The 24,546-nt window shown below is 70.3% G+C and carries 19 protein-coding genes and 1 pseudogene; 8 read left to right on the forward strand and 12 right to left on the reverse strand.

Annotated features, from left to right (window positions below):
* Window positions 1-18 precede the first annotated feature (18 nt).
* The 3 genes from ACIBLC_RS01905 to ACIBLC_RS01915 all read left to right on the forward strand — a co-directional run bounded on the left by ACIBLC_RS01905 (window position 19) and on the right by ACIBLC_RS01915 (window position 3,545).
* Complete coding sequence (locus tag ACIBLC_RS01905) at window positions 19-762, forward strand: response regulator transcription factor (RefSeq protein ID WP_399208639.1); 744 nt, start codon at window positions 19-21, stop codon at window positions 760-762.
* Window positions 759-2,297, forward strand: coding sequence for a sensor histidine kinase (locus ACIBLC_RS01910; protein ID WP_399208640.1), 1,539 nt, complete (start codon window positions 759-761; stop codon window positions 2,295-2,297). Before ACIBLC_RS01905 ends, ACIBLC_RS01910 begins: the two co-directional genes overlap by 4 nt.
* Before the next feature lie 291 nt (window positions 2,298-2,588).
* Window positions 2,589-3,545: an expansin EXLX1 family cellulose-binding protein gene (locus ACIBLC_RS01915; RefSeq protein ID WP_399208641.1), complete on the forward strand. Its 957-nt coding sequence runs from the start codon at window positions 2,589-2,591 to the stop codon at window positions 3,543-3,545.
* A gap of 136 nt (window positions 3,546-3,681) precedes the next feature.
* On the opposite strand, the gene ACIBLC_RS01920 is transcribed toward ACIBLC_RS01915, so the two are convergent.
* The 5 genes from ACIBLC_RS01920 to ACIBLC_RS01940 form a co-directional block, all read right to left on the reverse strand.
* On the reverse strand, window positions 3,682-4,860 hold the full coding sequence (locus ACIBLC_RS01920) for a serine hydrolase domain-containing protein (protein ID WP_399208642.1): 1,179 nt from the start codon (window positions 4,858-4,860) through the stop codon (window positions 3,682-3,684).
* A complete protein-coding gene (locus tag ACIBLC_RS01925) occupies window positions 4,857-5,837 on the reverse strand; it encodes a glycosyl hydrolase family 32 (RefSeq protein ID WP_399208643.1) in 981 nt (326 codons plus the stop codon). Before ACIBLC_RS01925 ends, ACIBLC_RS01920 begins: the two co-directional genes overlap by 4 nt.
* A gap of 84 nt (window positions 5,838-5,921) precedes the next feature.
* Complete coding sequence (locus tag ACIBLC_RS01930; protein WP_399208644.1) at window positions 5,922-6,746, reverse strand: carbohydrate ABC transporter permease; 825 nt, start codon at window positions 6,744-6,746, stop codon at window positions 5,922-5,924.
* Complete coding sequence (locus ACIBLC_RS01935; RefSeq protein WP_399208645.1) at window positions 6,743-7,735, reverse strand: carbohydrate ABC transporter permease; 993 nt, start codon at window positions 7,733-7,735, stop codon at window positions 6,743-6,745. Before ACIBLC_RS01935 ends, ACIBLC_RS01930 begins: the two co-directional genes overlap by 4 nt.
* Entirely contained in the window at window positions 7,732-9,114 is a 1,383-nt protein-coding gene (locus tag ACIBLC_RS01940; RefSeq protein ID WP_399208646.1) for an ABC transporter substrate-binding protein, read from the reverse strand. The genes ACIBLC_RS01935 and ACIBLC_RS01940 overlap by 4 nt, the downstream gene beginning before the upstream one ends.
* Before the next feature lie 256 nt (window positions 9,115-9,370).
* Here ACIBLC_RS01940 and ACIBLC_RS01945 point away from each other — a divergent pair, with 256 nt between their 5' ends.
* Window positions 9,371-10,399, forward strand: coding sequence for a LacI family DNA-binding transcriptional regulator (locus ACIBLC_RS01945; RefSeq protein WP_399208647.1), 1,029 nt, complete (start codon window positions 9,371-9,373; stop codon window positions 10,397-10,399).
* Window positions 10,400-10,453: 54 nt separating this feature from the next.
* Here ACIBLC_RS01945 and ACIBLC_RS01950 read toward each other — a convergent pair.
* Window positions 10,454-10,636: pseudogene (locus ACIBLC_RS01950) on the reverse strand (CorA family divalent cation transporter); the annotation flags it as partial.
* 338 nt (window positions 10,637-10,974) lie between these two features.
* Between ACIBLC_RS01950 and ACIBLC_RS01955 the strand changes: the two are divergent.
* Complete coding sequence (locus tag ACIBLC_RS01955; RefSeq protein ID WP_399208649.1) at window positions 10,975-11,982, forward strand: hypothetical protein; 1,008 nt, start codon at window positions 10,975-10,977, stop codon at window positions 11,980-11,982.
* On the opposite strand, the gene ACIBLC_RS01960 is transcribed toward ACIBLC_RS01955, so the two are convergent.
* Entirely contained in the window at window positions 11,960-13,120 is a 1,161-nt protein-coding gene (locus tag ACIBLC_RS01960) for a magnesium and cobalt transport protein CorA (RefSeq protein WP_399208650.1), read from the reverse strand. The two genes, ACIBLC_RS01955 and ACIBLC_RS01960, sit on opposite strands and share 23 nt — an antisense overlap.
* Window positions 13,121-13,356: 236 nt before the next feature.
* Here ACIBLC_RS01960 and ACIBLC_RS01965 point away from each other — a divergent pair, with 236 nt between their 5' ends.
* Window positions 13,357-14,466, forward strand: coding sequence for a winged helix DNA-binding domain-containing protein (locus ACIBLC_RS01965; protein ID WP_399208652.1), 1,110 nt, complete (start codon window positions 13,357-13,359; stop codon window positions 14,464-14,466).
* Between the two features lie 26 nt (window positions 14,467-14,492).
* Here the strand turns inward: ACIBLC_RS01965 and ACIBLC_RS01970 are convergent, their stop codons facing one another.
* From ACIBLC_RS01970 to ACIBLC_RS01985, 4 genes are all read right to left on the reverse strand, one after another.
* Window positions 14,493-15,140 (reverse strand): LysE family translocator, encoded by a 648-nt coding sequence (locus ACIBLC_RS01970; RefSeq protein WP_399209251.1) that lies wholly within the window; start codon window positions 15,138-15,140, stop codon window positions 14,493-14,495.
* Window positions 15,141-15,374: 234 nt separating this feature from the next.
* On the reverse strand, window positions 15,375-16,166 hold the full coding sequence (locus ACIBLC_RS01975; RefSeq protein ID WP_399208653.1) for a S1 family peptidase: 792 nt from the start codon (window positions 16,164-16,166) through the stop codon (window positions 15,375-15,377).
* A gap of 264 nt (window positions 16,167-16,430) precedes the next feature.
* A complete protein-coding gene (locus tag ACIBLC_RS01980) occupies window positions 16,431-19,265 on the reverse strand; it encodes an AAA family ATPase (protein ID WP_399208654.1) in 2,835 nt (944 codons plus the stop codon).
* A gap of 153 nt (window positions 19,266-19,418) precedes the next feature.
* Entirely contained in the window at window positions 19,419-20,228 is an 810-nt protein-coding gene (locus tag ACIBLC_RS01985; RefSeq protein ID WP_399209252.1) for a response regulator transcription factor, read from the reverse strand.
* Window positions 20,229-20,359: 131 nt separating this feature from the next.
* Between ACIBLC_RS01985 and ACIBLC_RS01990 the strand changes: the two genes are divergently transcribed.
* The gene (locus tag ACIBLC_RS01990) at window positions 20,360-22,039 is read left to right on the forward strand and encodes an AMP-binding protein (RefSeq protein WP_399208655.1); all 1,680 of its coding nucleotides are present in this window, start codon (window positions 20,360-20,362) and stop codon (window positions 22,037-22,039) included.
* A complete protein-coding gene (locus ACIBLC_RS01995; RefSeq protein WP_399208656.1) occupies window positions 22,036-23,643 on the forward strand; it encodes an AMP-binding protein in 1,608 nt (535 codons plus the stop codon). The genes ACIBLC_RS01990 and ACIBLC_RS01995 overlap by 4 nt, the downstream gene beginning before the upstream one ends.
* 9 nt (window positions 23,644-23,652) lie before the next feature.
* Here the strand turns inward: ACIBLC_RS01995 and ACIBLC_RS02000 are convergent, their stop codons facing one another.
* Complete coding sequence (locus tag ACIBLC_RS02000) at window positions 23,653-24,447, reverse strand: hypothetical protein (RefSeq protein ID WP_399208657.1); 795 nt, start codon at window positions 24,445-24,447, stop codon at window positions 23,653-23,655.
* Between the last annotated feature and the right edge of the window lie 99 nt (window positions 24,448-24,546).

Raw genomic sequence — 24,546 nt, forward strand, 5'->3', positions numbered from 1 at the left:
AACGGATCAGCAGACGTCATGCCCGAGCAGACCGCAGCAGCGAGGCCGGGATATCGGCTCCTCGTGGTCGAGGACGAGCCCAGCATCCGCACCCTGCTTGAGGCGACGCTTCGCCTGACCGGATACGTGGTGAGCAGCACCGACACCGGACGGTCGGCCCTCCTGGAGGTCGATCGCCTGGAACCGCACCTGGTGCTGCTCGACGTGATGCTGCCCGACCTGGACGGCTTCGAGGTGACCCGCAGGCTGCGGGCGGCGGGCAACGACTGTCCGGTCCTGTTCCTGACCGCCCGCACCGGCACCGACGACCGCATCAGCGGCCTGAGTGCCGGCGGAGACGACTATGTCTCCAAACCCTTCGACATCGAGGAGGTCCTGCTGCGCATCGAGGCCATCCTGCGCCGCACGGCGCCGGCCATCACGGCGCAGACGGTGCCGAGCGTCCTGAGCTACGCCGACCTGGAACTCGACGAGGGCGCCCACGAGGTGCACCGCGCGGGGGAGTACATCGCGCTGTCGCCCACCGAGTTCAAGCTCCTGGCCTACCTCCTGGCGAACGCCGGACAGGTGGTGAGCAAGATCCAGATCCTCGACCACGTCTGGAGCTACGACTTCCAGGGCGATGTCCGGATCATCGAGACGTACGTCCGCTATCTGCGCAAGAAGATCGACTGCTTCGATCCACCGCTCATCCAGACCGTGCGCGCTGTCGGCTACAGCCTCCGTCTCTCCCGCGACCACGCAGGGACACCGGAGCAGTGACCCACCTCCTGCCCCGGCCGCCCATATCACTGAGACGGCGCCTCGTCCTCGCCGTCACCGTCCTCGCCACCGCGGCCGTCCTGGCCTCCCAGGCCATCGGCTACGTAGTGCTCCGGTCCTGGCTGCTGGAGCGCGTCGACGAGCAGCTCGTCGAGTTCCACCCACCGGCACCGGCCTTCTACGACGCCCTCGACGGCAGACTCCCGACGCCGGGGGACCGCCCGGACGTACTGCCCTCGGATTTCCACATCTATTTCTACGACGCTTCCGGGCACCGTCTGAACGACTCTCTCGGCTCTGAAGCAAAGCCAGGACCCCGGTTGGCTGAGGACGCACAGGACCTCGGCCTGCGGGACGGGCATCCGGAAACCGCGCCGGCCACGAGCGGTGACGGCCGCTGGAGAGTGCTGCTCAACCCCGGCCCGGAGGGGACGAGCGCGGTGGTCACCCTGCCGCTCGACACCGTCGACGGCGCGGCCTCGAAGACCTTGTGGCTGAACGCGGTCCTGTTGGCCGTCACGATCGTCGCCCTGCTCGCCCTGGGCCGGTGGGTGGTCCGGCTGGGCCTGTTGCCGTTGACCAGAATGGAAAGCGCCGCCCAGGACATCACCGCGGGCCGGGTCAACCTGCGGCTGCCCGACACCGATCCGCGCACCGAGATCGGACGGCTCGGCCGGGTCCTGAACTCCATGCTCGACCGCCTCCAGAAGGCGCTGCTGGCCGGCGAGGCCTCCGAGGCCCGGCTGCGTCGGTTCGTCGCCGACGCGGGGCACGAACTGCGCACCCCGCTCACCGTCATCCAGGGCTACGCCCAACTCGCGCTCCGCCCGGAGCGACGCCCGGCGCAGGAACTCCGGGAGGCCAACCGGTTCATCGCGCAGAACGCGGAACGCATGAGCCTGCTCGTCGACGACCTCCAACTGCTCGCCACCCTGGACAAGGAACCCTCCTACCGGAGGGAACGGGTCGATCTGCTCTCCCTGGCGGCGGACGCCGTCACCGCGACCGCCGTCCACAGCGCGTCCCACCCCGTCGACCTCGGCCCGCTGCACACCCTGGCCGATCCCACCGGAGCGGAGGAACTCGACGTCGCGGAGACCGTCGGCGACCCGCACCGGTTGCGCCAGATCCTCGAGAACCTGCTCTCCAACGCCCGCATCCACACTCCACCGGGCACCCGCGTCCACGTCCGCGTCGGCAAGACCGAGGCGGGTCCCGGAACCGGCGGCACGGACCGGTCCGGACGCACCACCGCTTCACCGCCCCTGCCGGAGCGCCTGCCGATCAGCGTGATCGAGGTGGCGGACGAAGGGCCGGGCCTTCAACCCGTCGAAGCCGAGCTCGTCTTCGAGCGCTTCTACCGCGCCGACCCCGCCCGCTCCCGCATCCACGGCGGCAGCGGCCTCGGCCTGGCCATCGCCGCGACCATCGCCGAGGGCCACGGCGGCCGCCTCGAACTCGACACGACCCCCGGCCGGGGCTGCACCTTCCGCCTGGTCCTCCCCGCAGCCGACTCCGGCCAGGAACCCCGCTGACGAGAGCGGCTGGGCTCAGGGGCACGGCCGGAGTGCGGGTCGGGCGGAGTCCGCGAGAGTCCTCCCGGTCCGGCACTTCACCTTCACCCGCGGGTGCGGCCCCGGCAGGCGGTCCCACGCCGGAACCCGACACCCGAGGAACCCGCGAGGGACGGCACAGCGATCGCGCCCAACGCTCCCTGGCCGTCGGTTCCCCGGGGCTCAACGCGGCCGGCGGATCGACGGCAACCTTTTCGCCACCCGCGGCCACTGAGTGGTGCAACACCGACTCGCTCTTCCGAACGGATGGACATGCAAGAAACACGCCGGGCCGCGCGGCAGCGCAGGCGCAGACGCGGGCTGATCGTGGGCACCACCACGGGGCTGGTCGTCACAGGTCTTCTCGTCTGCCTGGTCATGACGATGCAACCAGACCGCGACGAGGAAGCCGGGCGGGCCCCGGCCACGGCCGTCGCCGACTCCCAGGAGACTCTCCCGCCGGCACTCCCGAGCAAGAAGCCCTCCGCCACGGCCTCTCCCTCCGCCGCCTCCGCCTCCCCGTCGGCCGGCGCCACGACCCCGAAGGCTTCCGCGACGCCGTCGGCGACGCCGTCATCGGCCTCTCCGCGGACGGCTCCTGCCACGTCGTCCCTGGCCGGACGGATCCGGCCCAAGGGCACCGTCCAGGGAGTCGCGACTGTCTACGAGGCCGGGGTGGGGGACGGCGCCTGCTCGTACGGCCCGAGCGACGACATGATGATCGCGGCGATGAACACCACTGACTACGAGGCGTCCAAGGCATGCGGGGCCCACGTGCTCGTCCGCGCGGCGAACGGCGCCTCCGTCACGGTCCGGATCACCAACGAATGCCCACTGCCGTGTGCACCGGGGCAACTCGACCTCAGCGAACAGGCCTTCGCCAAACTGGCCCCCATCTCGACCGGCCGGATCGCGGTCACCTGGAGCCTGTTGAGCCCCAGCACGTCCGACACGATCTCGATCCGCTACAAGAACGGATCCAGCCCCTACTGGTGCGGCATCCAGGCGATCGGCCACCGCAACCCGCTCGCCCGGCTGGAGGTCCGCACCGGCGGCGGCTGGCGCCAACTGGCCCGCACCGACTACAACTACTTCCTCTCCCCCGACGGCAGCGGGTGCGGCGGCGCGATCAGGCTCACCGACATCTACGGAGAACGGCTGACCATCGACGGGATCGCGTTGCGTCCGGAAGCCGTGCAGTCGACGCGGGTCCAGTTCGCACAGCACTGACCCCGTCCCCAGCCATGTGCCCCTCCGAACGGGAACGTTGGGAGGGGCGGCGACAACTGGCTCATGGCTCGGCGGGGGCGTACGGGTGGCGTGCACCGGACTTCACGTTCCCCCGCCCGCGGGTTCCGCGGGGCTCTCATGAGTGCGGGCGAAGCGTTCGGCGCAGTTCGTCGATGACGGACGTGGCGCGCGGGTCCGGGCCTGCTTCCATGATGTTGGTGAGATAGGCGAATCCGACCTGGTGGGCCGGGTCGGCGAAAGCGACCTGCCCGCCCGCTCCGTCGTGCCCGAAGGATGTGGGTCCCAGGTATTCCCGTGCGAGTGAGGGCAGTTGGAATCCCATTCCCCACCGAGGGAAGGGGGCCTGTCCTCCGAACACGGGTGTCCCCTCAGTCTGAGGCCGGATGGCGTCCTGGACGGTGCCGGGATCCAGCAGCCGCACTCCGTCGGTTTCCACCACGGTGGATGACCAGATCGAGGCCAGTGCGCGGGCAGAGGCGATACCGCCGGCTCCCGGCAGTTCCGCCGCCTGCACCCGGGGGTCGTTGAAGCCGCCGTTGTCGTCGACGAGTTCCGGGGGAAACGCCTTCCCGAGGGTCATGGACCGATCCGACCAGTCGATTTCTCCGGAGGGTCGCGCGGCGGCCTGCTGAGCCACCAGGGCGGTGAGGGTCTGCCCGGCGCGCATGTGCGCGACGCGGTGCCGCGCCCCCGGGGGGAGGCCGATCCACGCATCGGCGTGCAGGGGCTCGGCGACGAGCTCCGCGAAGTACTGGCCGACCGTCGCGCCGGTCACGCGGCGGATGACCTCGCCGATCAGCCATCCATGAGTGAGGGCGTGGTAGGCGTGACCTTCGCCGACCTCCCACAGGGGCTCCTGCGCCGCGAGGCGCCCGGTCACCAGGTCCCATTCGACGGCGTCCTCGAGGGTGAGGACGTCGCGCGGTGCCGCGAGGCCGGACCTGTGGGCGAGGAGATCCCTGACGGTGATCGCGTCTTTGCCGGAGGCCCCGAACTCGGGCCAGTACGCGACGACGGGTGTCCCGTAGTCGAGACGGCCTTCCGCCACGAGACGGGCCGCGAGTATGGAGGTGAGGCCTTTGGTGCAGGAGAAGATGACGCTGATGGTGTCCTTCGTCCAGGGGGCGCGTTCGCGTTCGTCCGCGGTGCCGCCCCACAGGTCGAGGACCGTTTCGCCCGCCACCCGTACGCAGAGCGCCGCTCCCATGGCGTCATGGCGGGTGAAAGTCGCGGCGAAGGCGTCTGCGACGCGTTCGAATCCGGGGGCCGTGAAGCCGTCGATGGGCGCGTTCATCGGGGAGTTCTTTCGCTCGGGAGGCTGAGGGGGACGATGCCCGGGTGATCCGGGGAGCGGCCCACGGGGAAGGGATCACAGACCGAGCCCAGGAATGTGCCGTCGGCGTCCGTGGCGTCGAAGGCGAGCATCACCGTCCGGCCGGCCCGGTCCTCGATGACACGGCCGCTGTAGAGGGATTCGCCGACGACGAGCCGGGCGTCCCGCACGGGGTACGGGCCCAGGGCGGAGGGTGCCTGGACGCTCCAGACGCCACCGGTCTGCCCCGCCTCTCGCCGTGCGGCGGACAGCCGTGGGGTGTCGCAGGAAAGGAGCAGTACGTTCTCGCCCCGCACGGTGGCCAGTTGCGGGACCTCGAGGTGGGCGAAGCCCGCCCCCACCGAGCTGAGCGGTGGCTGAACCGTCCAGGTGCGCAGGTCCGGTGAGGTGGCGTGAGCGATGACGCCGCGGTCCTCGACAGCGCCGTGGTTGGCCCGCGCCGTCACCAGCATGTGCCAGCCCCGCGCGTCCGGGTCGGAGAACACCCAGGGGTCGCGCCATGCCTCTTCCGGCCAGCTCGAATCTCCAAGTTTCTCGTACCAGCGGTCGTCCGCTTCGGTGACGGGTCCGGGTTGCCTGGCCCAGGTGTGCAGATCCGTGGAGGTGGCCACACCGATCGCCTGGGTGTTGCCACCGTCGACGGCGAAGCGGGCGCCGGTGTAGTACATCCGCCAGACCCCGTCAGGTCCGCGGAGCACGCTGCCGGTCCAGACGGCGGTTTCGTCGAAGCCGCCCGCCGGTCCGGGGTGAAGTACGGGCCCGTGGTCCTGCCAGTCGGTCAGATCCGTGGAGGTGGCGTGGCCGATGCGGGCGTTGCGGTGCCGGAGTTCGGGGTCCCCGAGGCTCTTGGGCGCGTGGAGGTAGTACATGTGGAACGTGCCGCCGTCGTCGGCGAACCAGAAGTCCCACACCCAGGAGTGGTCCAGGTGAAATGGCATACGGCGTCCTTGTGGCGTCGGCCGCTTCGCGGCAGGGGCGACCGGTGGGATGACAGCGGGGGAGGACAGTGGAGGGGCGGGACGTCAGCCCTTGACGGCCCCTTGGAGCAGGGCCTTGATGAACTGCCGCTGGAAGATGACATAGATGACGATCGTGGGCAGCATGATGATCAGCGCGGCGGCGAACATCAGGGGGAGCTGGTTGAGGTACTGGCCCTGGAACGCCCCGAGTGCCCCGGCCATGGTGCGTTTGTCCGGATCGTCGACCAGGACCAGCGGGAGCAGGAACTGGTTCCACGTCCACAGGAACAGCAGGATCGCCAGGGAGGACAACGCGGGGGCGGCCAGGGGAAGCTGGATACGGCGGATCTCCTGGAAGGTGCTCGCCCCGTCGATGCGGGCCGCCTCGGACAGCTCGGCGGGCACTCCGATGAAATGAGCGCGCATCCACACGACGCCGAACGGCATGTAGAGCCCGATCAGCGGAAGGATGATCGCCCAGCGGGTGTTGAGCAGCCCCATGTCGGTGATCTGGTAGTAGAGCGGGATGATGATCGCCTCGAAGGGGATGGTCAGCCCCAGCACGAACACGAGGAACACGACCCTGCCGCCGCGGATGCGCAGGTTTCCCAGCGCGTAGCCGGCCAGCGTCGCCATCACCAGACTGAGCGGTACCACGCCAAGGACGATGAGGGCGCTGGAGCCGAGCAACTGCCAGACATGTGCCGTCCGGAACGCGTCGGCGAAGTTGCCCCACTGTGGATCGGCGGGCCAGGAGATCCCGCCGGGAATACGGTCCGCGGGCTGTAGCGCGCCGGAGAGGAGGCCGACGAGCGGCAGCACGGTGAGAACGAGGACGACGACAAGGACGACGCGTCCGATGACCACCTCGGCCTTGTTGACGATCATCGGACTCTCTCCTTTGCCAGCAGCTGGATGGGGAGTACCACCGCGAGGACGAGCGCCAACAGGACGATGCCGAAGGCGGACGCCAGACCGACCTCGCTCTGGGTGAAGGCGAGCCGGAAGATCGAGATGCCGGGGACCAGCGTGCTCGTCCCCGGGCCGCCCTTGGTGGTGGTGTAGATGATGTCGAAGCTGCTCAGCGCCGCGATGACCGTGAGGGTGACCAGTACGGCGATCTCCTGCCGCAGCCCCGGAACGGTGACGGTCACGAACTCCCGCGTCCAGCCCGCGCCGTCCAGCCGCACCGCCTCGTACAGCGACGTGTCGATCTTCCCGATGCCGGTGAGCAGCAGGATCGTGCACAGCCCTGTCAGCACCCACGAACCGATCAGACCGACGGCGGGAAGGGCCGTCCCGAAGCCCGCCAGCCATGACCGCGCCAGGAACCCCAGGCCCACGCTGTCCAGGATGGAGTTGACGGTGCCGGTCTGCGCGTACATCCATGACCAGGCGATACCGGCGGCCACCAGCGGAATGATCTGGGGAAGGAACAGGACCGTACGCGCGGTGGTGGAGAACGCGCCGGGCCTCATCGTGCGGATCAGGGTGGCCAGGACCAGCCCGCTGCTGACCGGGATGACCGTGAAGAAGACGATGAGGATCAGCGCGTTGACGATCGAGATCAGGAGCTCCCGGTCGGTGAACACCCGGGTGTAGTTGGCGAAGCCGACCCAGGTGGAGGCGCCGATGCCGTTCCAGTCGTAGAACGAGTACTGCACGGCCGTGATCAGTGGATAGATCACGAAAGCGGAGAAGAAGGCCAGCGCGGGCAGGACGAAGAGCCAGCCCAGGGTGAGTCTGCGCCGGGCCGCACCACGGACGGGCCGCCGAGGGTGATTCCCCGGACCCGCGGCACGAGCGACCTGGCCGGGGCGCGGCACCGCGGCGGTGGTCGGCTTCGAGATCCCGCGCCGGCGGAGGTCGCCGCTCATGAGCCGGCCAGTTCCTTCTCGTAGTACTGCTGGATGGCCTCGACGAACGCCTTGGGCTCCATGCGGCGGGTCAGCAGGCGCTGCTCGTAGGGCTGGAACGCGCCTGCGTAGATGCCTGCCGTGGTGTTGGCCATGAAGTCCACGAAACCGTTGTCGGAGCCCACTTTCGCGGAGATGTCGAGCGCCTGGGAGATCAGCGAACCCGCCTTGGCCGTCGGCATCTTCTGGGCGGGGTCGCCGCCGGGCGACGCGCCGGTGACGTCGACGACGATCTGACGGGCCTTGGTGTCGGTGTGGATCCAGTTGAGGAAGAACGCCGCCGCGTCGGCGTTCTTCGCCTTGGCCGGGATGGAGAACGAGTTCGCGGCGCCCATGGCGACGTACTTGCCGCCGGCGTCGGCGGGCGGCACGGGCACGAAGGAGGCGGCTCCGTGGCCCATGGCCTTGTCTGTTCCCGCGGCGTCCCAGTTCCCGTCGAACATCAGCAGGCCCTTGCCCGCCTGGAAATTGGCCACCATCGTCGTGTAGTTGATCGCGTTCACGTCGGAGGGGAAGTACCCGGCGTCCGCCCACTTCTTGAACGCCGTGGTGCCCTCGAGGCCGGCGGCCGTGTCGAACGTGGCGCCCGACTTGTTGAACATCCAGTCGACCAGGTCGCTCTTGTTCCCGTACTGGTTGATCAGTGCCTGCAGCGCGAACGTGCCCACGCCGTCCTGCATACCGATCTGCACCGGAAGAATGTCCGCGGCCTTGGCTTTGGCCATCCACTGCTCCAGTTCGCCGATCGTGGCCGGAGCCCCGGAGAGCCCCAGGCGCTTGGCGTACTCCTGGTTCACGTAGATACCGGTGACGCTGTAGCCCAGGCCCAACTGGTAGAGCGACCCCTCGCCCCGCACGCCCTTGCTGCTCATCCGGGACGGAGCCAGCTGTCCGGCGGAGAACTTGTCCCACCCGAAGCCCTTGTAGTACGGGTCGAGGTTCGTCAGAAGCCCGTCCTTGACCGTGTCCCCCAGTGTCGGCAGACGGATCAGGTCCGGTGCGTTGGCGCCGGCCATCAGCCGCGGCGCGTTCGCGGTGAGGTTCGCGAAGCTGTCACGAACGACTTTGAAGGTGACGTTCGGGTGCTGCTTGGTGAATTCCTCAGCCAGGTCGCCGGATACGGGGAAGCCCGTCTCGTCCTGGATTCTGATCGTGATCTTGTCGGAGGTGAGCTTCAGGCTCACATCGCCGGAACCGGTCGGGCTCCCCGCCGGTGATCCCGGCGAGCACCCGGCCAGGGTGAGCGCACCGGCGGTGGCGGCGGCCGTGAGGGCCGCCCGCCAGACCGTGCGTGATGGGGCGCTGCGTCCGTGAAGGGAAAGCTGCGGCTCGTTCGGCATCTACAAGACTCCGTTGTCCGTGTGCGCGTCCGTGGAAGGAGGCCTGGCAGGGCGCAGGCGGGCGTCTCCGGCATCTCGACGGTCACGGCGCGCTGGTACGCCCCGACTCGAAACGAGCCAAACCGCTTGCTAAACCCTTTTAGCATGGCCATAATCAGCCTGGGGATGGATGCTGTCAAGGAATAGGTCGCAGCGGATCGGGCGGCGTGCTTGGCTTCGGACCCGCGCCCGCGCCGACCACCGGAGGAGAGATGTCATGCCGGACAAGCGCGTCACGCTCGCCGATGTCGCCCGGCGCGCGGGGCTGTCCACGGCCGCCGCTTCGATGATTCTGAACGGCAGGCCGGACACCCGCCTGTCCGCCGAGGCGCACGCCCGGGTCAACGACGCCGCCGCTGAGCTCGGTTACCGGCCGAACGTGGCCGCCCGCGGTCTGCGGACCCGCAAGACCTCCACCATCGGATTCATTTCCGACGTGGTCGCCACCACCCGCTTCGCGGGCGGACTGATCCAGGGAGCGCTGGACGCCGCGGAGAAGGCCGGCCACGTCCTGCTCGTGCTGGAGACCGGGGGAGACCCGGCGCGCGAGTCCAAGGCGATCGCGGCCGTCCTCGACCGCCAGGTCGACGGCATCATCTTCGCCGTGATGCGAGCCCGCGAACTCTTCGTACCCGACATCCCGCAGGCGACCAACGTGGTCATGCTCAACGCCACCAACAAGAAGCACCCCGTCTCGGTCCTCCCCGACGAACTCGGCGGCGGGAGAGCGGCGGTCGCACTCCTCGCCGACGCCGGCCACCGGAACGGGATCGCCCTCATCGGCCACAACGAAGAGGTCGAGAAGAACCTCTTCCGCTCGGCGACCGTCGGGCAGCGCATCGCCGGGATCCGCGCGGAGATGGCCGAGCGCGGACTGCGGTTCGCCGCCGAGGAGTCATGTTGGGAATGGGAACCCAGCCAGGGCTACGACACGACCCGCGCCCTCCTGGAACGTCGCGGCGGCATCCGCGCTCTGGTCTGCATGAACGACCGCCTCGCATTCGGTGCGTACCAGGCGCTGGGCGACCGCGGCCTCTCCGTCCCGCAGGACGTCTCGGTCGTGTCCTTCGACAACGACGAGATCGCCTCCTATCTCAGGCCCGGCCTGACAACCGTCGGACTGCCCCACGAAGCCATGGGCCGCACCTCCATCGAACTCCTCCTCGACCGCAACCGACGCCCCGACTGTCACCTGATCCCCATGCCGGTCGTGGAGCGAGGCTCGGTACACCCTTCCGCCGACTGACCCCAATGCCAGGTGATCGCCCGTCGCCGACGGAGTCCCGGGCTCAGCGGGTGCTCATAGCCAGTCCCGCCGCTTGAAGATGACGTACAAACTGGCACAGAAAACCCCCATCAAGCCGATGGCGAAGGGGTATCCGAAGCGCCAGCCGAGCTCCGGCATGTTGTCGAAGTTCATGCCGTAGATGGTTCCCACGAGTGTGGGGGCGAAGAGGATGGCCGCCCAGGACGAGATCTTGTTGAAGTTGTCTATCTGGGGGCGCTGACCTGCGGTTGAGGACTCCGGTGGACTTCTGACCTGTGTGAACGCGTCTTTCAGGGGCTTTCGGCTTCATCCGGTGTTACGCGGTTCGTTCTCCCCACGCGCTTCCCAGCGGCCGTCGTAATTCAGCCTCAACTGGGCACCGTCGCCCTGCGGGACATCAGCCCGGCGGTACTGCGCGGCTACATCGCCACGCTGGAGAGCGAACTGTCACCGCGATACGCCCGGCAGATCCTCGGCTCGCTCTCGAACATCTTCGAGACCGCCATCGACGACAAGCGCCTGGTGCGCAATCCGATGCGGGCCAGGTCCGTGCGGTGGCCCAAGGCGCCGGAGGATCAGAAACCAGCCTGGCCCCTGGAGACCGCGTAGCGCGTACGGGAGGCGATCAAAGCGCGGTACCGCATCGCAGTCGTGCTCGCGCTGGGCTGCGGCTTCGGCAGGGCGAGGTCTTCGGGCTGTCGCCGGAGGACGTCGACTTCGCTCGTGGAGTCCTGCGCATCCGCCGGCAGGTCCAACTCCTGCGCGGGCGGCTGTACTTCACCTTGCCGAAGGGTGGCAAGACCCGTGTCGTCGACATGCCTCCGTCGGTCGCGGCGGCCCTGGCCCAGTACTTCATGGAGTACCCGGCGGTCGAGGTGGAGCTGCCGTGGGGTGGCCCGGAGCCCGACCGGGAGACGAAGAAGTTCCTGCTCGTCATCACCACGACGTACGGCAACGCCCTGCGCGCGAACATCTTCAACGTCGAGGTGTGGAAGTCGGCCCTGGCGGCCGTCGGTGTCATCCCCACGCGGCAGAAGGGCGAGCGGTGGAAGGCGTCGCGCAAGGACGGTTTCCACGTGCTCTGGCACACGTACGCCTCGGTCATCCTCGAAGCGGGCGAGTCCGTCGTGACCCTCACCCGCTGGCTCGGCCTTCGAGCCCGACGATCACCCTGGACTACTACGCCCACTTCATGCCGGAGGCCGGAGGGAAGGGGCGCGGGGCCATCGACGCTTTGCTCGGCCAATCTGTACTGGACGAGTAGACGTCCTCTTCACACGACCCACGAAACGGGTGGGCACAGCGATCTGCTGTGCCCACCCGTTTCGGCGTTCCACAGAGGAAGTTCTCTACTCTCCGTGCTGGTCACTGCTCCCCGCCTGCGCCTCAGCGCTGAGGCATCCGCAGTCAACGCCCGCGATCGCGAGAATCGGAACGCGGCTCATTCTCCCCAGATTCTCCCCAGCGACCTCGAAGGCATCGTCGGAGCCAGCGATCGGAGCCGTACTGCCGCGCAGCAGCGTCTCGTCGGGCTATTACTCAGAGCCAGTCCCTCCGCTTGAAGATGACGTACAAACTGGTACAAACAACCGCCATTAGAAGAATCGCGAAGGGGTATCCGAGCACCCAGTGCAACTCCGGCATGTGATCGAAGTTCATCCCGTAGATCGTGCCGACCAGCGTCGGAGCAAAGAGAATCGCCGCCCAAGAAGAAATCTTCTTGATCTCCTCGTTCTGTTCGAAGCCCGCCTCCGCCAACGCGCGCATCTCGGCGTTCTGTTGCTGGGTGACCAGGGTCGCGTTGACGGTGAGGATGTCGGTGAGGGCCTGGCGGAAGCCGTCGACGCGTTCGCTGGTGTGGGTGACGTGGTCGGCGACGTCGCGGAGGTAGCGCTGGAGCTCCTCGTCGGTGCGGTACTTGGCGAAGCCGGCGATCAAGGCGTGCAGCATGCCGACCAGCGGGCGGGTGGCGCGCTGGAACTCGACCATTTCCCGGGAGAGTTCGTAGATACGGCGGGACACCGCGGGGTCGCCGCGGAAGACCTCGGTCTCGATCTCGTCGATGTCGTTCTGGACGCCGGACACGACCGGGACGTAGCCGTCGACCACGGAGTCGAGGATCGCGTAGAGGACCGCCTCGGGGCCGAGCTTCAGCAGCTCGGGAGTGTCCTCCATGCGGCGGCGCACCGCCGATAGGTCCGGCGCCGCGCCGTGCCGGACCGTGATCACGAAGTCGGGGCCCACGAACACGTGCAGCTCGCCGAAGTCGACCTCCTCCAGCGCGTCCAGATAACGCGCCGCGCTCAGGACGACGAACAGCGTCTCGCCGTAACGCTCCAGCTTCGGGCGCTGGTGCGCCTCCATCGCGTCCTCGACCGCGAGCGGATGCAGGTCGAACTCGGCCGCCAGGGACAGGAGTTCGTTCTCCGTCGGGCGGGCGAGGCCGATCCACGCCATGCCGTCCGGCTGCTCTCGCAGCTCGCGGAAGGTGTCGGCGAGGGTCTCCGGTGTCGCGACGCGTACGCCGTCACGGTAGAGCGCCGCCTGTACGACGCTGCCGTCCTCGGCGGGGTCCGGCGGCGACGGGTCGGGCCGGGGCGTCGGCGCCGGGGCGGGCGGCCCGGCCGGTGGGGTCAGGGCCCGTCGCCAGACGGACTTCCTGGCGCCCCTCGAGGCTGGGCGAGCACGTCGCTCGGACATCGAGGCTGCCTCCGCTGTCGTCTGTCGTCGTGTGAAGCGTGCGGTGTGCGGTGTGGAGCGTGAGGTGTGAAGCATGACGTACGAGGCGCGTATGCGATCGAACGTACGTCTTGGTGATCACGGAGCAGGATATACGGGTCAAAAGTCCTCGGCGCGGGGGTGGGACACCGCCGAGGTACGGATTCCCCAAGAAATGAGGACAGAACCTGTCCGCAAGTCCCGTTAACGTGCGGAGCATGACGACGAAGACCTCCGCGGCCCCCGTGCTCGGCACCCGCGCCCTGAACCGCGCGACCCTCGCCCGGCAGCTCCTGCTGCACCGGTCCGAGCTCGGGACCAAGGAGGCCGTCGGGCACCTCCTCGGTCTCCAGGCGCAGAACGTCAAACCGCCGTACTACGCGCTCGCCGCCCGACTGGACGGCTTCGCCCCCGAGGCGCTGTCGCGGCTCATGGCCGACCGCGAGACCGTCCGCCTCGTCACCATGCGCTCCACCATCCACACCCACACCGCCGACGACGCCCTGACCCTGCGCCCGCTGGTGCAGGCGGCGCGCGAGCGGGAGCTCAACCAGTTCCGCAAGGGGCTCGAAGGCGTCGACCTGGACCGGCTCGCCTCGATCAGCCGGGAGCTGGTGGAGGCCGAGCCGCGCACGATGAGGCAACTGCGCGAGGCGCTGCTCGCCGAGTGGCCGGACGCCGACCCGTTCGCGCTCTCCGTCGCCGCCCGCTGCCGGCTGCCGCTCGTCCAGGTCACCCCGCGCGGCCTGTGGGGCAGGAGCGGCCAGGTCGCGCTCACCACCGCCGAGCACTGGCTCGACCGCCCGTCCGAGCCGACGCCCGCCCCCGACGCGACCGTCCTGCGCTACCTCGCCGCCTTCGGCCCCGCCTCCGTCAAGGACATGCAGACCTGGGCGGGCCTGACCCGGCTGCGCGAGGCTTTTGAACGGCTCCGCCCTCAACTCCTCACCTTCCGCGACGAGAACGGCGTCGAGCTCTTCGACCTCCCCGACGCGCCCCGCCCGGACGCCGACACCCCGGCCCCGCCGCGCTTCCTCCCCGAGTTCGACAACCTGCTCCTTTCGCACGCCGACCGCTCCCGGCTGGTGCCCGCCGACCTCAAGGGCCGCACCTGGAAGGGCAACCAGGCGTACTGCGTGCTGCTCGTCGACGGATTCGTGGCGGGCCTGTGGCGGCAGGAGGAAGAGGCGCTGACCATCGAGCCCTTCGGCACACTCACGAAGGCCCAGCGGAAGGAGATCGTGGCGGAGGCCGCGCGGATGGCCGGGGTGATGGCCGGCACGTCGGCGTCCGCCGGCGACATCCGGTTCGGGACGGTCCTCGGGTAGGGCCTGAGAGCCCGTGCCGTACGGCCTCAGTCCCGTCCCGTGACCGCCACCGTCACACCCAGGCCGATCATCGTGCAGCCGCCCGCGCCGCCGATCAGCGCGAGGCGGCGGTCCGACCGGGCGAACCAGGTGCGCGCGGCCGACGCGGTCAGGCCCCACAGGGTGTCCGTGACGAGGCCGATGGAGATCGGCACCAGGCCCAACAGGAGCATCTGCAAGGGAAGTCGGCCCGCCGAGTGGTCCACGAACTGGGGGAGTACCGCGGCGAAGAAGACGATGCCCTTGGGGTTGGTGACGCCGACGAGTACGCCGTCGAGGACCGTACGGAGATCCCCGCGGGCCGGGGCGGTGGCGGTCCCCGGGGTGATCGCCGAGACGGTGAGCTCCCGGCGGTGCCGGAACGCCTGCACGCCGAGCAGGACGAGGTAGGCGGCCCCGGCCAGCTTCACGGCCAGGTAGACCGTCACCGAGCGCTCGACCAGTGAACCGATGCCGACAGCGACCGCGACGACCAGCAGATACGAGCCGACGACGTTGCCGAGGGCCGTCGCCACGGCGGTGCGCCGGCCGTGCGCGAGTGCCCGTCCGATGACGAACAGCACACTCGGGCCCGGGATCGCGATCACCAGCAGAGACATCGCGGCGAAGGCCAGGAAACGGTCCGTGGACACCATGGAGGCCATTCAAGCAGCCTGTCCGCGGTGGCACTCGCCGAAGGAGGGGCCTGTCGCGGGCGTCCCGACAGGGGTGTGCCCGTCGGCGGTTGGGGCTGTGGGGGAAGCCGACCGCCGACGGGCAGGTAGTGGAGAGGGGGCGCTGCGGGCCGCTCGTGGAGGCCCGCAACGCCCCCCGGCTTGCACCTGAGGGGTACTCAGGAGTTCATCGGTGAGGGCGGGTTGACCTGCGGATCAGGAGTTGACCTGCGTGGTCACCAGGCTGGAGAAGGTCGTCAGGCGGGTGTAGACGCCCGGGTAGCCGGCCTCGGCGCAGCCCTCGCCCCAGGAGGTGATGCCTGCCAGGACGCCGCCGATGAGCAACGGGCCGCCGCTGTCGCCCTGGCAGGTGTCGACGCCGCCGGAGGAGTATCCGGCGCAGACCATGTCGCTGGCGATGAAGTCGGAGCCGTACGAGCTCGCGCAGCTGGTGTTGGAGACGATCGGGACGGTCGCGGTCCGCAGTTGGTTGGAGGAGCTGCCGCTCTCGGAGGTGGTGCCCCAGCCCAGCACGCGGGCGGTGGCGCCGGTCGCGTACACGCTGGTCTGCGAGGAGGTGACGTACGACGCGGGGGTGTACGACATCGCCGTCGACAGGGTCAGTACGGCCACGTCGTCGCCGTTGGTGGCGTCCGTGTAGCTGGGGTTGATCCAGATCTTGCTGACTCTGCTGACCGTGCCGTTCGTGCCGTTGAGGTACGTGCGGCCGCCGACGACGCGGACGCTGCTGGTGGTCTCGCCGACCATGCAGTGGGCGGCGGTGACGACCTTCGTGGCCGAGACGAGCGTGCCGCCGCAGAACTGGTTCTGCGAGGCGTCCGTGATCTGCATGACGAACGGGTACGCGGTCGTGGTGGTCGTCGTACCGCCGACGATCGGCTGGGGGGCGGCGACGGCACCGGGTGCGCCGAGCAGTGCCGTCGTGGCGGCGGCGGCCGTCGCCACACACAGCGCGGCGGTCTTCTTGGCGCGGTTGAGCCCGAACATGGTTCTCCTCGGAGGTTGCCGGTGGGGGGACGCGCGGGTGTGGGGGGTGCTGCACGGTGTCGGTGGGGCCGGCGCCGTGTGCCCGGGCGAGCGGCACTGGGATCAGGCTAGAAGCGGAAGCCCTCCATCTCCAATGAGGGAACCCCCTAGTGGAGTCGGGGGAGGGATAACCCTTGCTGTGGGGCAGCTGGGTTTAGCTTGTGTTGCCGTCCGGTTGGTCCGGTATCCGGGGGAGGGGGCGCGGCCCCCGGACACGACTGGACGTCAGCCCGGCCGGTGCCCGACCGCCAGCCGGACTATGTCCACCCGCGAGCGGATCCCCAACTTCCGGTACACCCGGGTCAGTGTGGCCTCCACCGTCTTCACACTGATGAAAAGGCGCGCGGCGATCTCGCGGTTGGTGGCGCCCTCCATGACGAGCGCGGCCACCTGCCGTTCGGTCGCGGCGAGGCTGTCGAGCGCGGCGGACGCGAGGCCGTCGAGGTCGCCGGAGGCGAGCAGGGCGGGCGTGGGAAGTGCCGCGACAGCCACCTCGATCTGCCGCAGCCACGGCAGGGCGCGGCAGCGGCGGAAGAGCCGGGTCGCCTCCTCGTACGAGGTGGGCCCGGGGGTGAGGATGCGCAGCCCGGCCAGCGCGTACGCGGCCCGGGCCTCCTCAAGTCCGTAGCCCAGCTTGCCGAGCCGGTCCTGAGCGGCGGTCAACTGCCTTGTGGCGGGGCCCTGTTCGCCGCGTGCGGCGCGTACGAGTGCCTCGGCGCGGTCGAGGACGGCGAGCACGCTCTCCCGGCCGAGCCGCAGCGCACGCTCCCGGGTCGCGTCGACGACGTCCTGCGCCTCGACGTGTTCGCCGATCCGCACCAGCGCCTCGGCGAGATCCCCGTGCCAGCGGCCCCGCGCCGGATCGACGACCCCGAGGCCCTCCTCCAACTCCCGTACGCGGCGCAGTGACTGGACCGTCGCCGGCGCGTCCCCCGCCACGAGCTGGGCGTGCCCGAGGGCGCCGAGCGCGCGCGACAGGTACATCAGGTCGCCGTCCTCCTCGGCCCGGTCCACGGCCTCCTGGGCGAGCGTGAGCGCCTGGTCCACCTCGCCGCCCGCGGCCTCGGCGAGTGAGGTCAGCATCGCGGTGGCCGCCTCGCCGATCCCGGTGTCGCGGGCCAGCCGCAGGCTCTCGCGGGCGAGGTCGAGAGCCCGGCCGCAGTGTCCGGAACGCAGTTCGGTCTCCGCCAGGGCACGCAGGAAGTGCACCTCGCTCTCGACCATCCCGCGCCGGCGCACCTCGCGCAGCAGCGCGGTGAGGGTCGTGCGGGCCTCGGCGAGCTGGTCGCCCATGATCAGCCAGCGGACGCGGGCGGCACCGGCGCCGTTGTGGTCGCACGCGACCCGGGGATCCTGCGGCTCGCGCATCGCCCGCTGGATGGTCGCCGGGGCGCCGGGATGCCCCATCAGGGTCTCCATCTGCGCCTGGAACGCCAGCGCGAGAAGTTCGGTGGGCCGGTCCCCGGCACGGGCCGCGAGCCCCGCGGCGCAGGCGGCCTCCTCGCGGGCCTTGCTCATCTCGCCCTCCACGAGCAGCGCCCGCCAGGCCAGTTGGTAGCGGACGAGGGCGAGCAGCCGCGGGTCCTGGCCCGCGTCGGCGAGCGCCTGCGGGAAGACGGCGTCGACCTCGGCCATGGCCTGCCCGGCGGCGTCGACGACGATCATCCAGGCCCGTACCCGGTCGGCGGGTGCGGTGGCACGCGTCAGTACCTGGCGCGCGATGTCCCGCGCGAGGTCCGTCTCGCCGGCCGTGAGCGCGTCCTCGGCCGCCTGGAGTCTGCGCTCGTCCGGGCCGGGCACGGTGTCCGGCGGGGTGTGCCGGGCGGCAAGGAGCCCGAGCCCCGCCGCGACCGAGGGCGCGCCCCGGTCCCGGGCCGCCGTCGCCGCCTCGCCGAGCCGGGCGGCGACCGCCGGGTCCGTACCCGTGGCGGCCAGGGCGAGGTGCCGGGCCCGCTCGATGGGATCGGAGGCCGCCGTGGACAGCGCGGCGTGGGCGGCGCGCCGCTCCTGCGCGCTCGCCTCCGCGTACAGGGCGGCGGACACGAGGGGGTGCGCGAAGCGGATGACCGGTGCCTCGCGCTCTGTCGCCAGCAGGCCGAGCGAGGCCGCCGACGCCGTCTCCGCCTCGGCGTTCGCGCGCCCCGCGGCGTGCAGCAGTGCCAGCGTGGGCCGCGCTCCGGCGCTGGCCACCAGCAGGGTGCGGCGGGCCTCCAGGGACAGCATCTCCAGCCGGTTGAGGACGAGCGCGCTCAGCGAGGTCGGCACCGGCAGGGGTTCGCCGGGGCTTGGCGGGGTCGGACTCTCGGCGAGGGCGCGGCCCAGCTCCAGCGCGAAGAGCGGATTGCCGCCGCTGGTGCGGTGGATGTCCCGCACGATCGAGCGGGGCAGACCGGTGTAGCCGCGCCGGCCCAGGAGTTCGGCGATGTGCGCACGGGAGAGCGGGCTGAGCCGCACGGCCAGGGTCTCCGGTGGGGACGCGCGTAGATATCGGTCGTGCTGCTGCCCTTGCGGTTCCGTTTCGGTGCGTACGGCACACAGCATCCGTACGGGCATGCCGCCGAGCCGGCGGGCGGCGAAGCCGAGCAGTTCCGCGCTGGCCGGGTCCAGCCACTGGAGGTCGTCGGCGACGATCAGTACGGGTCCCTGGGCGGCCAGCGCCCGGAACGCCGACAGGACCGCGAGGCGCAGCGCCAGTCCGTCGCGTTGCAGGGTGGATTCGCCGCGGCCGGTGAGCGCCGACTCGAGGGCGGTGCGCTGCGGTCCCGGCAACTGCTCGGAGACCTCGTCCACGACCAGACCGAGGAGGTCGGCCAGTGCGAGGAAGGGGAGATGGGATTCGGACTCGGTGGCGGAGCAGCGCAACACAGTCCGTGCGGATTCGGTGTATTCCGCGACCAACGCCCGCAGGACGGTCGACTTTCCTATTCCCGCGGGACCGTGCACCAGCACACTGCCGCCGCCGGAGAGCTGTTCGCGCGCCCCCGTGAAGAGCTCCTCCTGGCCGATGACCAGGTCGGGGCGGGGTCTCGCAGGTTCCTTGAAGTCCCCTCGCACGGTCACCGCTCCCCTCGTGTGTCGTGTCCTGACCAATATTAGGCAATGTCCCATTGAATTTCGGACGGTCGGGACGGTGAGGGAAATAACAAGCTCGCGGTATAAGGCATTTCAGAGTGCCGCCGCTTGAATGAGAAAGCGCCAGGAATCCGCCGGAGGTTACGGCAGCAGCCCGGCCCGGCGTGCCGCGACCACCGCCTCCCACCTGGTGTGGGCGCCCAGCCTGCGCATCGCCGACCGCAGATATCCCTTCACGGTCTCCGGGCGCAGCCCCAGCCGCCGCGCCGCCGCCGCGTTCGTCGCACCGGCCGCCACACACGCGAGGACGTCCAGCTCACGGGGTGCGAGACCGACGGGCGGAGCGTCCGTTTCCGGTGCCGCCGCGTCGGCCAGCCGCCCGCAGACGGAGAGGAGTTCGCCCCGCAACGCCGGGTCGAGGATCCGCGGCGCCAGCGCGCGCAGCGCCCCGTGTGCCTCCCGCACCTCCTCCCACGCGGCGTCGCCCACCGCGGGGCCGGGATCCCGCGCGACCGCCAGCAGCGCCCGGGCCTCGTCCCGTACGACGAGCGCCTGCTCCACGTCCCGGGCCGCCTCGACCGCCGCGCCGAACGTGCGGTCACCCAGCGGCTGGGCCGTGCGCAGGGCGCCGTACAGCACACCGCGCACCCGGCGCCGTACGACGACGGGGACCGCGAGCACCGAGCGCAGCCCTTCCATGGCGACCGCCGTGTCGTACTCGTGGCTGATCTGCCGGGACGACGAGTAGTCGGTCACGGCGCAGGGCCGGGCGAGCGCGATCGACTTGCCGCCCAGGCCGTTGCCCGTCGACACCGCCAGCGCGCTGAGCGCGGCCGTCGCCGTGCCGCTGAGCTGGCTGATACGTACCTGTTGGCGCCCGGGTTCGACCAGGCCGCCGAAGGCGACCGGCAGTCCCGTGGCGCGCCGCAGACGGACCAGCGCGCCCCGCATCTCCACCGCCTCGGCTGTGTCGGCTTCCACCTGTTCGCCCCTTCGTCGCGGCGCACCCCCGTTCGGGGGTGGTGAGACCTGCATCACGGCGTACACGATGGTAGGCGGCTGTCCGGTGACGAGGAGGACACATGACGGTGACGACGAGCGCGACGGACCAGTTCCGCGGCGCACGGGACTTCCTGCTGGCGCACCGCGAGGACTACGCCACGGCCTACGAGGGCTTCGACTGGCCCCGGCCGGAGCACTTCAACTGGGCGCTCGACTGGTTCGACGTCATCGCCCGGGACAACCTCCGCACCGCCCTGCACATCGTGGAGGAGGACGGCGCGTCGACCCGGATCTCCTTCGCCGACATGTCCGAGCGGTCGAACCGGGTCGCCAACTGGCTCGCCGCACAGGGCGTCCGCGCCGAGGACCGCGTCCTCGTCATGCTCGGCAACCAGGCCGAACTGTGGGAGACGGCCCTCGCCGCGATGAAGCTGCGCGCCGTCGTCATCCCGGCGACCACCCTCCTCGGCCCCGCCGACCTGCGCGACCGCGTCGAACGCGGCCGTGTCCGGCACGTGATCGCCCGCGGGGAGGACACCGGGAAGTTCGAGGCGGTACCGGGCGAATACACCCGGATCGCGGTCGGCCCCGGTCGGCCCGGCTGGCTTTCGTACGAGGAGGCGTACGCCGCCGACGCCACCTTCGAGCCCGACGGTGCCACCCATCCGGACGACCCGCTGATGCTCTACTTCACCTCCGGTACGACGGCCCGCCCCAAGCTCGTCGAGCACACCCATCTCTCCTACCCGGTGGGCCATCTGGCGACCATGTACTGGATCGGGCTCAGACCCGGCGACGTGCATCTGAACATCTCCTCGCCGGGCTGGGCCAAGCACGCCTGGTCCAACCTCTTCGCGCCGTGGAGCGCGGAGGCGACCGTCTTCATCCACAACTACACGCGGTTCGACGCGGGCCGGCTGATGGCGGAGATGGACCGGTCGGGCGTCACGACGTTCTGCGCCCCGCCCACCGTGTGGCGCATGCTCATCCAGGCCGACCTGTCCCGACTGGCCGCGCCGCCGCGCGAGGTGGTGGCCGCGGGTGAGCCCTTGAATCCCGAGGTCATCGAGCAGGTGCGGCGCGCCTGGGGCGTCACCGTCCGGGACGGTTTCGGGCAGACGGAGACCGCGGTCCAGGTCTCCAACAGCCCCGGGCAGCCGCTGAAGACGGGCTCGATGGGGCGGCCGAGCCCCGGCTTCCGCGTCGTGCTGCTCGACCCGGTCTCCGGCGCGCCTGGCGTGGACGAGGGCGAGATCGCGCTCGACCTCTCCACCCACCCCGTGGGCCTGATGACCGGCTACCACGGCGACCCGGACCGAACCGCCGAGGCGATGGCCGGCGGGTACTACCGCACCGGCGACATCGGCTCCCGGGACGCCGACGGCTACATCACCTACGTGGGCCGCGCCGACGACGTGTTCAAGGCCTCCGACTACAAGATCTCCCCCTTCGAGCTGGAGAGCGCCCTGCTGGAGCACGAGGCGGTGGCCGAGGCGGCCGTCGTGCCCGCGCCGGACGAACTGCGCCTGGCGGTCCCCAAGGCCTACGTCGTCCTCGCCGCGGGCTGGGAGCCGGGCCCCGACACCGCCAAGGTCCTCTTCGAGCACTCACGCACGGTCCTCGCGCCCTACAAGCGCCTGCGCCGCCTGGAGTTCGGCGACCTCCCCAAGACCGTGTCCGGCAAGATCCGCCGCATCGAGCTGCGCGAGGCCACGGCCGCGGGCTCCGACGCCGAGTACCGCGAGGAGGACTTCCGGTGAGCGAACCGTCGTACACGCACGGCACGAGCACGACCGCGTTGCTCGGGGACACGATCGGCGTCAACCTGGACCGGGCCGTCGAGGCCTGGCCCGACCGGGAGGCGCTCGTCGACGTGCCGTCCGGTCGACGCTGGACGTACGCCCGATTCGCCGCGGACGTCGACCGGTTGGCGTGCGCGCTGCTCGCCGAGGGTGTTGCCAAGGGTGACCGCGTCGGCATCTGGGCGGTCAACTGCCCGGAGTGGGTGCTCGTCCAGTACGCCACCGCCCGCATCGGCGCGGTCATGGTCAACATCAACCCGGCCTACCGCACCCACGAGGTCGAGTACGTACTGCGGCAGGCCGGGATCTCGGTGCTGTTCGCCTCCCTCAGTCACAAGTCGAGCGACTACCGGGCGATGGTCGGGGAAGCGCGGCGCTCCTGCCCGGACTTGAGGCAGACCGTCTACATCGGCGACCCGGGCTGGGACGCGCTGATGAGCCGTGGAGTACCCGGCCTGCGGGACGAACTCCGTTCCCGCGCGGGCGAGTTGTCCTGCGACGACCCGATCAACATCCAGTACACCTCGGGCACGACCGGCTTCCCGAAGGGAGCCACCCTCTCCCACCACAACATCCTCAACAACGGCTACTTCGTGGGTGAGTCGATCGCCTACACCGAGCAGGACCGGATCTGCGTCCCCGTGCCCTTCTACCACTGCTTCGGCATGGTGATGGGCAACCTCGCGGCGACCTCGCACGGCGCCTGCCTGGTCATTCCCGCGCCCTCCTTCGACCCGGCGGCGACCCTGCGCGCGGTCCAGGAGGAGCGCTGCACGTCCCTGTACGGCGTACCGACCATGTTCATCGCGGAGTTGAACCTCGCCGACTTCGCGTCGTACGACCTGTCGTCGCTGCGCACCGGCATCATGGCGGGCTCGCCCTGCCCCGTCGAGGTGATGAAGCGGGTGGTCGCCGAGATGCACATGGCGGAGGTGTCCATCTGTTACGGCATGACGGAGACCTCGCCGGTGTCCCTCCAGACCCGCCGGGACGACGACCTGGAGCACCGCACCGGCACCGTCGGCCGGGTCCTGCCGCACATCGAGGTGAAGGTGGCCGACCCGGTGGACGGGGTGACGCTGCCGCGCGGCTCGGCGGGCGAACTGCGCACCCGCGGCTACAGCGTCATGCTCGGCTACTGGAACGAGCCAGAGAAGACCGCGGAGGCCGTCGACGAGGGGCGCTGGATGCGCACGGGCGACCTCGCGGTGATGCGCGAGGACGGGTATGTCGAGATCGTCGGACGCATCAAGGACATGATCATCCGGGGTGGCGAGAACATCTACCCGCGCGAGATCGAGGAGTTCCTGTACGCCCACCCGAAGATCGCCGACGTCCAGGTGGTAGGCGTCCCCCACGAGCGCTACGGCGAGGAGGTCCTCGCCTGTGTCATCCCGCGCGACCCGGCCGACCCGCTGACGCCGGAGGAGCTGCGGGCCTTCTGCGAGGGGCGGCTGGCGCACTACAAGATCCCGAGCCGGCTGCGGATCCTGGAGTCCTTCCCGATGACGGTGTCCGGAAAGGTGCGCAAGATCGAGCTGCGGGAGTCGTACGCGGAGTGAGAGGGGTGGTCAGGCGCCGGCCGCGATGAGCTCGTCGGCCGGACTGTTCACCGGCTGGGGAGTGCCCGTCAGGTCGAGGACGAAGAGGGGGACGCCGAGGGTGTCCGCGCGGGAGCGGGCGTCGTCCGCGAAGCCCGAGAGGGAGAAGTACACGCATTCCGCGGACTCCGTCATCGCCGTCAGCCACAGGCACTCCACGTCGCGCAGCGAGGCGGGGCGGACCGTGGGATCCACCTGGGCCAGGATCCCGTGGGCGGCCAGCCCGATCCCCGTCGGGGGCCGCTGGTCCGCCCGCCTGATGTCCCGGTAGCCGAGCCAGCGCAGATACAGCGCGGCGGCCGTGACGGCGTCCCGGGCGGTACGGATGGTGACCGGCTGGAACGCCGGGCGCGGCACGGGTGAGGTCTCCTCGGCGCTGCGCTCCGGGGTGTCGGGCTGGTGCGTGGGGGTGTCCGGGCTGGCAGCGACGGAGGTGTCCTCGTCCGTTTCGGGGCTCGCCTCGGCGACGGTGCCCGGTGTGAGCGGCGCGCGCAGCGGGCGGCGTATCCCTCGAACCGGAATCCGCAGCTCGGTCCCGCAGGCGCAGCCCAGCTCGGGAGCGGGCCACTGGTCCTCGCGGCCGCAGGCGGCACAGCGGACCGTGACCCAGTCCTCGTCCCAGCTGCGGTGCGTGATGGCCGCCGGTTCCGCGAGGCGGTCGAGCGGGGGCGTGACGGGTGCGCCGCACACGCAGGGATAGGACAGCGCCGCGAACAGATGCTCTCGGCGGCAGGCCGGGCACCGCACCGGCACGCTTTCGGGCATGGCCCACTCCAGGACGTCACGTCACTCTCGGACACCGCGTCCATCGTCCTCCAGCGAGGGGACCTCCGACAGGGAAACGGCCGGACAGCCGCCCGCCGG

Source organism: Streptomyces sp. NPDC050535, assembly GCF_044457665.1.
GTDB lineage: Bacteria > Actinomycetota > Actinomycetes > Streptomycetales > Streptomycetaceae > Streptomyces.

Bases quoted from the DNA above. Each gene is read 5' to 3' on its own strand.
- ACIBLC_RS01905 (WP_399208639.1), top strand. From the start codon at position 19: ATGCCCGAGCAGACCGCAGCAGCGAGGCCGGGATATCGGCTCCTCGTG.
- ACIBLC_RS01915 (WP_399208641.1), top strand. From the start codon at position 2,589: ATGCAAGAAACACGCCGGGCCGCGCGGCAGCGCAGGCGCAGACGCGGG.
- ACIBLC_RS01920 (WP_399208642.1), bottom strand. From the start codon at position 4,860: ATGAACGCGCCCATCGACGGCTTCACGGCCCCCGGATTCGAACGCGTC.
- ACIBLC_RS01925 (WP_399208643.1), bottom strand. From the start codon at position 5,837: ATGCCATTTCACCTGGACCACTCCTGGGTGTGGGACTTCTGGTTCGCC.
- ACIBLC_RS01930 (WP_399208644.1), bottom strand. From the start codon at position 6,746: ATGATCGTCAACAAGGCCGAGGTGGTCATCGGACGCGTCGTCCTTGTC.
- ACIBLC_RS01935 (WP_399208645.1), bottom strand. From the start codon at position 7,735: ATGAGCGGCGACCTCCGCCGGCGCGGGATCTCGAAGCCGACCACCGCC.
- ACIBLC_RS01940 (WP_399208646.1), bottom strand. From the start codon at position 9,114: ATGCCGAACGAGCCGCAGCTTTCCCTTCACGGACGCAGCGCCCCATCA.
- ACIBLC_RS01945 (WP_399208647.1), top strand. From the start codon at position 9,371: ATGCCGGACAAGCGCGTCACGCTCGCCGATGTCGCCCGGCGCGCGGGG.
- ACIBLC_RS01960 (WP_399208650.1), bottom strand. From the start codon at position 13,120: ATGTCCGAGCGACGTGCTCGCCCAGCCTCGAGGGGCGCCAGGAAGTCC.
- ACIBLC_RS01965 (WP_399208652.1), top strand. From the start codon at position 13,357: ATGACGACGAAGACCTCCGCGGCCCCCGTGCTCGGCACCCGCGCCCTG.
- ACIBLC_RS01970 (WP_399209251.1), bottom strand. From the start codon at position 15,140: ATGGTGTCCACGGACCGTTTCCTGGCCTTCGCCGCGATGTCTCTGCTG.
- ACIBLC_RS01975 (WP_399208653.1), bottom strand. From the start codon at position 16,166: ATGTTCGGGCTCAACCGCGCCAAGAAGACCGCCGCGCTGTGTGTGGCG.
- ACIBLC_RS01985 (WP_399209252.1), bottom strand. From the start codon at position 20,228: ATGCGGGGCGCGCTGGTCCGTCTGCGGCGCGCCACGGGACTGCCGGTC.
- ACIBLC_RS01990 (WP_399208655.1), top strand. From the start codon at position 20,360: ATGACGGTGACGACGAGCGCGACGGACCAGTTCCGCGGCGCACGGGAC.
- ACIBLC_RS02000 (WP_399208657.1), bottom strand. From the start codon at position 24,447: ATGCCCGAAAGCGTGCCGGTGCGGTGCCCGGCCTGCCGCCGAGAGCAT.